Origin of the sequence: Alitiscatomonas aceti, assembly GCF_025567195.1 — a bacterium.
Taxonomy (GTDB): domain Bacteria; phylum Bacillota; class Clostridia; order Lachnospirales; family Lachnospiraceae; genus Alitiscatomonas; species Alitiscatomonas aceti.
On record NZ_JAOQJF010000060.1, the window covers coordinates 1 to 6,500 of the forward strand.

Annotated in this window: 5 protein-coding genes, 1 tRNA gene and 1 pseudogene; 5 read left to right on the plus strand and 2 right to left on the minus strand. The window is 45.6% G+C overall.

The window, feature by feature from the left end:
• Positions 1–308: 308 nt before the first annotated feature.
• The 4 genes and pseudogenes from OCV69_RS17200 to OCV69_RS16170 form a co-directional block, all read left to right on the plus strand.
• A pseudogene (locus OCV69_RS17200) lies at positions 309–762 on the plus strand (ATP-binding cassette domain-containing protein); the annotation flags it as partial.
• 444 nt (positions 763–1,206) lie between these two features.
• On the plus strand, positions 1,207–1,890 hold the full coding sequence (locus OCV69_RS16160) for a methionine ABC transporter permease (RefSeq protein ID WP_158360280.1): 684 nt from the start codon (positions 1,207–1,209) through the stop codon (positions 1,888–1,890).
• A gap of 65 nt (positions 1,891–1,955) precedes the next feature.
• On the plus strand, positions 1,956–2,870 hold the full coding sequence (locus tag OCV69_RS16165) for a MetQ/NlpA family ABC transporter substrate-binding protein (protein WP_022272143.1): 915 nt from the start codon (positions 1,956–1,958) through the stop codon (positions 2,868–2,870).
• A gap of 15 nt (positions 2,871–2,885) precedes the next feature.
• Entirely contained in the window at positions 2,886–3,764 is an 879-nt protein-coding gene (locus OCV69_RS16170; RefSeq protein WP_022272144.1) for a DUF169 domain-containing protein, read from the plus strand.
• Between the two features lie 227 nt (positions 3,765–3,991).
• On the opposite strand, the gene OCV69_RS16175 is transcribed toward OCV69_RS16170, so the two are convergent.
• Positions 3,992–4,063, minus strand: a tRNA-Gln gene (locus tag OCV69_RS16175).
• 69 nt (positions 4,064–4,132) lie between these two features.
• Between OCV69_RS16175 and OCV69_RS16180 the strand changes: the two genes are divergently transcribed.
• Positions 4,133–4,612, plus strand: a complete 480-nt coding sequence (locus tag OCV69_RS16180) for a C-GCAxxG-C-C family protein (RefSeq protein ID WP_262563238.1) — start codon at positions 4,133–4,135, stop codon at positions 4,610–4,612.
• Between the two features lie 110 nt (positions 4,613–4,722).
• On the opposite strand, the gene OCV69_RS16185 is transcribed toward OCV69_RS16180, so the two are convergent.
• Positions 4,723–6,264, minus strand: a complete 1,542-nt coding sequence (locus tag OCV69_RS16185) for an AbgT family transporter (RefSeq protein ID WP_022272892.1) — start codon at positions 6,262–6,264, stop codon at positions 4,723–4,725.
• Positions 6,265–6,500 lie beyond the last annotated feature (236 nt).

Sequence of the window (6,500 nt, forward strand, 5' to 3'; positions counted from 1 at the left end):
CTTTCAGGCGTTGCAGGCATAGGCCCCTTATAGGGGCATAATCAAACCACCAGTTGAACTGGTGGTTCATGACTAGATATTTATTTTTTCAATTCAGAAACAATGTTGAATAGAATTTTGGAATTTGATTTCTATATAAATTCATATATAATGAAAGCGCTGTGACGCAATGTTTGGTGAAAATTATATATTAATAAAAATAGAAGTCAGCATTAGAAAATGGTCTTGACATTGAAAAAGGTGAAAATAATATGATTCAGATTGAGAACCTTTCAAAAAGATATGGAGAATTAGAAGTTTTAAATACAATGAGTCTTCACATTCAAAAGGGATCTATATTTGGCATCATTGGACAGAGCGGAGCTGGAAAATCTACACTCTTACGATGCATCAATGGATTAGAAACATTTGATAGTGGGCGTATTTTGGTAGATGGTATACAGATATCGACAGGTAATGACCGACAGGCAAGGGAAGCACGTCGTGAGATCGGTATGGTATTTCAAAATTTTTCTTTGCTGGACCGTCTGAATGTGTATGATAATGTAGCTTTTCCTATGAAAAGCTGGGGCTATAAAAAGAAAGAAATAGATGAACGTGTGAGGGAACTCATTGGTCTGGTTGATCTGAATGATAAGATCTCAGCCTTTCCGCCATATCTTTCGGGAGGGCAGAAACAGAGAGTTGCGATTGCCAGAGCATTGACGATGCAGCCTAAAGTGTTGTTGTGCGATGAGGCTACATCGGCTCTCGACCCTAGAACCGCCGAATCTATTCTGAATCTTTTAAAAGAGATTAATGAAAAGACGGGAATAACGATTATTGTTGTGGCGCATCAGCTTTCGGTTATCCGGAATATTTGTACGCATATGGCGATTTTGGAGGATGGACATCTCGCCTGTCATGGAGCAACAACGGAGATATTCATGCAGGCTCCAGCGGCGCTGCGCAGATTGCAGGGGAATAGAGAAAATCACGCAAATCTATCAGTCTCGGTTTGTGAACAGGATCTGTTCGTGTTTTCCCGTATGGCCCGGGCTCTGGAAACAGATTTTGATATTATGGATATTCAGCATCTTGGTATGGGAAAGGAAGCTCAGATACATTATTCTATCAGGGTGCCAGAAGAAAAACTAGATACCTGTTTAAGCTGGCTACGCAAGAAGGGGATTTATTGCCAAACGGTAGAAAAGGAGGGGGCAGACAGTGTTTAACTCGGAATTTTGGGATGTCTGGATGCGATATTTCAATCAGTTGATTGCTCCCGCTATTTTGGTAACTCTTCGTCTTGTTGCGGTTACAATGCTTATCTGTGTGGTTTGCGGTTTTGGTTTGTCTTGTCTCATGGTTTTGACCCATCCCAGCAAAGGGCTGCATCCTAATAAAAAGATTTATACACCGATATCGGTAGTAGCTAATTCGATCAGGAGCTTTCCGTTTGTCCTTTTGATTGTGACATTAGCGCCGATTACCCGTTTTATACTAGGGACCATGATTGGAGAGGCGGCAGCAATCCTTCCATTAAGTGTCGGAGGAATTCCGTTTGTGGCGCGTTTACTGGAAAATGCCATGTTGGAGGTAAATCCACAATTGATAGAAATGGCAAGATCTTTTGGTTTATCAAACCGTGAAATTCTGGTTCGGGTGATATTAAAGGAATCTGTGCCGGCAATTGTAAATAGCGTTACACTCGCAACGATTAACTGCGTCGGATCAACCGCCATGGCAGGAGCTGTTGGGGCGGGCGGTCTTGGTTCTGTTGCATTAAATTATGGATTTTACAGCTTTAATGATCTTGTTTTGTATACAAGCGTGATCATTACTTTGATCATAGTCCAGCTTATACAGCTGGCAGGAAGCCTTTTGTATCACAGATGTCTCCGAAAATAACCACGTTTTATACATCCTTTATGGATATATAAATAAAAATAACAGAAAGAGGAAGGGAAGAAAGAATGAAAAAAATGATGTCACTGCTTCTGAGCGGAATGATGGTACTTAGTCTGGCTGCATGCTCTGGCTCAGAAACGGCAAAAGAAACAACAAAGGAGGAGCCGAAAACAGAGGCAAAGGAAACGGCTGCTAAGGAGAGCGAGGCAGCAACAACCGAAGCAAAAAAAGAGCCAGTTACGCTTAAGATCGGATGCGTTGCAGCAACAGAACCGTGTGTCCAGATCATGAAGGAGGCAATGGAAGGAACTGGATATGAAGTAGAGGTAGTTGTTTTCGACGGAAATAACCTGCCTGCTGAAGCATTAAATGCAGGAGATATTGATGGCTTATTTTGCAATAGCCTTAAATGGATGAATACATTCAATGAGGAAAATAATGCTGACCTGGCTATGGCATTTCCATACTATTTCTCATATGCTGGTTTGTATTCGGCAAAATGGGATTCTCCAGAAGCATTTCCGGATGGGGCGAAGGTGATCGTTTCCAACGGATTAAGCAATATTGATGGAGGCCTGCGTATTCTGCAGAATGCTGGGCTGATCACTCTTGCAGAAACTCCCAGTGAGAATAATTTTTATTCGATTATTGATATTGTAGAAAATCCTAAGAATATTCAGATTACACCGGCGGAATTAACAACAGCAATGTCTAGCATAAATGATGTTGACGGGGTAGTAGCATCGGCGGTTATTGTAAAAGAGTCCGGTGTTATGTCTCCCAGCGAGCATATGGGATTAAGCACCCGTGATCAGATGACTCCGCAGGGATTGATCGTAAGCGGAAAGGATGAAAATGCTGAATGGGTGTCTGTCGCAAAGGAGCAGATGGAGCAGCAGAAGTGGTACGATGCATTTAATGAGCGATTTGACGGTACTTTCATCCTTTATAGTGAGATTGATAAGTATTTTCCGCAGTAACAAGGGGGAATAATCATGTACGGATATGATCAGAAAGCGGTTAGACGCCTTTTAGAGTATGCAAATTGTGCATTAAAATTGGAACATAAAATCGTAGCAATGAAATTCCTGTTTACAGAAGAGGAATTTGAAGCTGCTGATGTTCCGAAGTTATCGGGCAAAATGTCCTATTGCACCATGGTAATCCATGCTGGAGAGGGAGAATCAATGAAGGCTGATATTGATAATTTCGGCTGCTTCGGAGGCGCAAGGGCACTGGGAATTGTAGACGATGACAGATATTACCTGGATGGCAGATTTTTTGAACCAAGGGGTTTATATCAGGATCTGGCAACTGCCAGGGAGGTAACAAGCCATATCCACCGCTGTTCCCATAGGGTAAAGGGCGTTATGGTTCGCCCCTTGGAGGATTTTACAGAAGCGCCGGATGTTGTTATTATTGTCAGCTATCCTAGAAATATCATGCGTTTGATCCAGGGATATACATATCATTTTGGCACAGCACAGGGAATTAAAATGGTAGGTAATCAGGCGATTTGTGCGGAAGCTACTGCTCATCCATATATGGAAAATGGAATGAATATTTCATGTCTGTGCAATGGACCGCGTACAGCTGGAATGAAAGAACATGAAATGGCAATGGGAATTGTGTTTAATCGTTTTGAAAGGCTGATCCATGGTTTATGCATGACGATTACAGCAATCGAACATAATCCGCGGAAAGAAGAAATTATTAAAGCGTTCCAGGAGCACAACATCACAGATATTCCGGTTCGTATGAGCAGAAATTATGGACATCCGTTCTTTAACCGTGATTATCCTCATTTTAAAGAGTGGGATGAAAAGAATCCAAGAATTGACGAAGCGCTTTTCCCAGATATTTTTGCGGATTAGGGATAATAGACCAGATATCAGAAGAAACATAAAAGGTAAGGATGATGCATCTGTTGATAAAACGGTGCATCATTCTTTTTGCAGTGAATATGGTGAATCAGGCAATAATGTTTTGAATTACCGGGTTCTTTATGAACGTGTTGTATTTTTGAGTATTCCGTACTAAAATGTGGGTGAAAAGAAAAAGCCGAGTTCCTTCTTGATGAAAGGAAAACGGCTTTCAGACACTGGGCCAGCGGGATTCGAACCCTCGAATGCAGGAGTCAAAGTCCTGTGCCTTACCGCTTGGCGATGGCCCAGAGCATAACAAATATAGTTTAACACAGGAACGGGAAATATTCAATAAAAAAGAAAGGAAAAAATACGATATGACACATGGAGAGAAGGCAGGAGCGTTATTCCTGGAGGGCTATAACTGCGCCCAGTCGGTGGTACTGGCTTTTGCGGATGAAATGGGGATCCCAAAGGAGACGGCGGCACGGATCGCCTCGTCCTTTGGCGGCGGCCTGGGACGGCTCCGGGAGGTGTGCGGCTGCGTCAGCGGCATGGCCATTGTGGCGGGAGAGCTTCTGGGATATTCCGGGCCGGAGACCGGGAAGCCAAAGGCAGACCATTATGCGCTGATCCAGGAGCTGGCGGAGGAGTTCCGGAAGGAAAATGGAAGCATCATCTGCCGGGACCTGCTTTCGGGGATCACAAGTGATACGGCTCCGGTGCCGGAGGCACGCACAGACGATTATTATAAGAAGAGACCCTGTAAGGACCTGGCTGTCTGTGCGGCAGAGATCCTGGAAAGAAAGCTGGAGGAGAGAAACGTACAGGATCTGGAGAAAAACGGACAGAAATAAGAGAAAACAAAGAAAACCGCCGCCATGACGTCCCTCCCTGTATGTGGGGAGAGGCCGCATGGACGGCGGCTTTTATATGGCCTCAGCCGGGAATGGCTGAATGGAACCAGTTACATAACGCCTGCCGGCAGATAGATCCCAACGCCGGGGCCGAAGGGGATTCCCAGAAGCATCCAGATCACCAGGAAGATGATCCATGCAATCTGAAGCACGATGGACATGGGGATCATATTGGCGATCAGGGTACCGATCTTTAAGTTGGGAACGTACTTGGTCTGCGCTACGCTGAGGATCATCCAGATGTATGCGGACATGGGGGTCCAGCAGTTGAACGGGGAGTCGCCGATGCGGTAGCACAGCTGGGTGAAGCCGGGATGATAGCCAAGGAGCATGAACATGGGCACGAAGATCGGTGCAAAGATCGCCCACTTGGCAGAACCGGAGGATACAAAAATGTTAACAAAGGAGCAGAGGAGAATAAAAGCAACGCACAGAGGAATACCTGTGAAGCCGACGTTCTCCAGGAAGTCAGCACCGCCGATGGCTAACAGCGTTCCTAATTTGGTCCAGTTGAAGAGACCCTGGAACTGTCCGCAGAAGAAGCAGAACAGGACGTAGGAGCCCATACCGGCCATCTGTTTGGCCATCGCTTTGTTGACGTCGTTGATGTTTTTAAAGCTGCCGGAAACATATCCATAGGAAAGTCCGCAGATGGAAAACAGGACGAACAGGATCGGGATCAGTCCCTTAAGGAACGGAGAGCCTACAAATTTTCCGTTTTCGCCGGCCAGCGGTCCCATAAAGAACAGTACGGCGATCAGGGCCATATAAATGAGAGCTGTGATTCCTGCCGCATGAAGGCCCTTTTTCTGCTGGGGCGTAACTTCATCCAGCTTGGCGTTTCCGGAGCCCTCATATTTTCCAAGACGCGGCTCGATCATATGTACAGAGCACCATCCAATGACAAGGGAGCAGAGGAAGGTGGATGCGATCATGAAGAACCAGTTACAGGTTGCGTCTACGGCAAAGGTGGTTTCTGGCATGAACGCCTTGATGGCATCATTGGTAAGGCCCTGGAGCAGTGTGTCGGTTCCTGCTACCATCAGGTTCGCGGTAAAACCGGCCTGGGCGCCTGCGTAGCCAACCATCATACCCACAACGGGGTGCTTGCCCACGCCCATGTATACAATGGCGGCCATGGGCGGGATCACCACCATGGCAGTGTCGGAAGCGATGTTGCCGACGGTTCCGATGAACGCTACCACATAGGGAACCAGGGCAGCCGGAACGTTCTTTAAGGAGCTGTTTAAAAGGGAGATGAGCATTCCGGATTCTTCACAGAGGCCGATGCCCAGGGTCATGGTGATTACCAGGCCCAGAGGCGCGAAGCCAGTGAAGTTTTTCACCATATTGTCCAGGAACCAGTGAAGGCCTTCGGTGGTGAAGAGGTTGGCGGATGTGACGGCTTCTCCAGATGCCGGATTGGTAAGCGTGAGCCCGGTCATGGTGAAGATCGCGCCGATCACCGCAGTGAACAGGAACAGCCAGCAGAAAAGGATGGCCGGCGGCGGCAGCTTGTTGCAGACAGCTTCAATGCCGTTGATCAGTCGGTCGATCTTTGAAACTTTCTTCGCAGTCGTGTTGTCTTTCATGTGAAAACCCCTCCTATCTTATATTGGCAGAACCACGGACATGGCTCTGTTGATATTCTTATCATACTATGAAAATGACGAAAAAGCCAGGAAAAGTTTATAGAAATTTTATCAATTTAATTTTTTGTTATAAAAAACAAGAATACCTTTGGGCATTTGTGTTAGTGTATAATTATCATTGGCAAATATAGGAACTATTCCTAAGACAAAAAAGGGAAACAGAGAAAATCCCTGCT

Bases quoted from the DNA above. Each gene is read 5' to 3' on its own strand.
- OCV69_RS16165 (WP_022272143.1), top strand. From the start codon at position 1,956: ATGAAAAAAATGATGTCACTGCTTCTGAGCGGAATGATGGTACTTAGT.
- OCV69_RS16170 (WP_022272144.1), top strand. From the start codon at position 2,886: ATGTACGGATATGATCAGAAAGCGGTTAGACGCCTTTTAGAGTATGCA.
- OCV69_RS16180 (WP_262563238.1), top strand. From the start codon at position 4,133: ATGACACATGGAGAGAAGGCAGGAGCGTTATTCCTGGAGGGCTATAAC.
- OCV69_RS16185 (WP_022272892.1), bottom strand. From the start codon at position 6,264: ATGAAAGACAACACGACTGCGAAGAAAGTTTCAAAGATCGACCGACTG.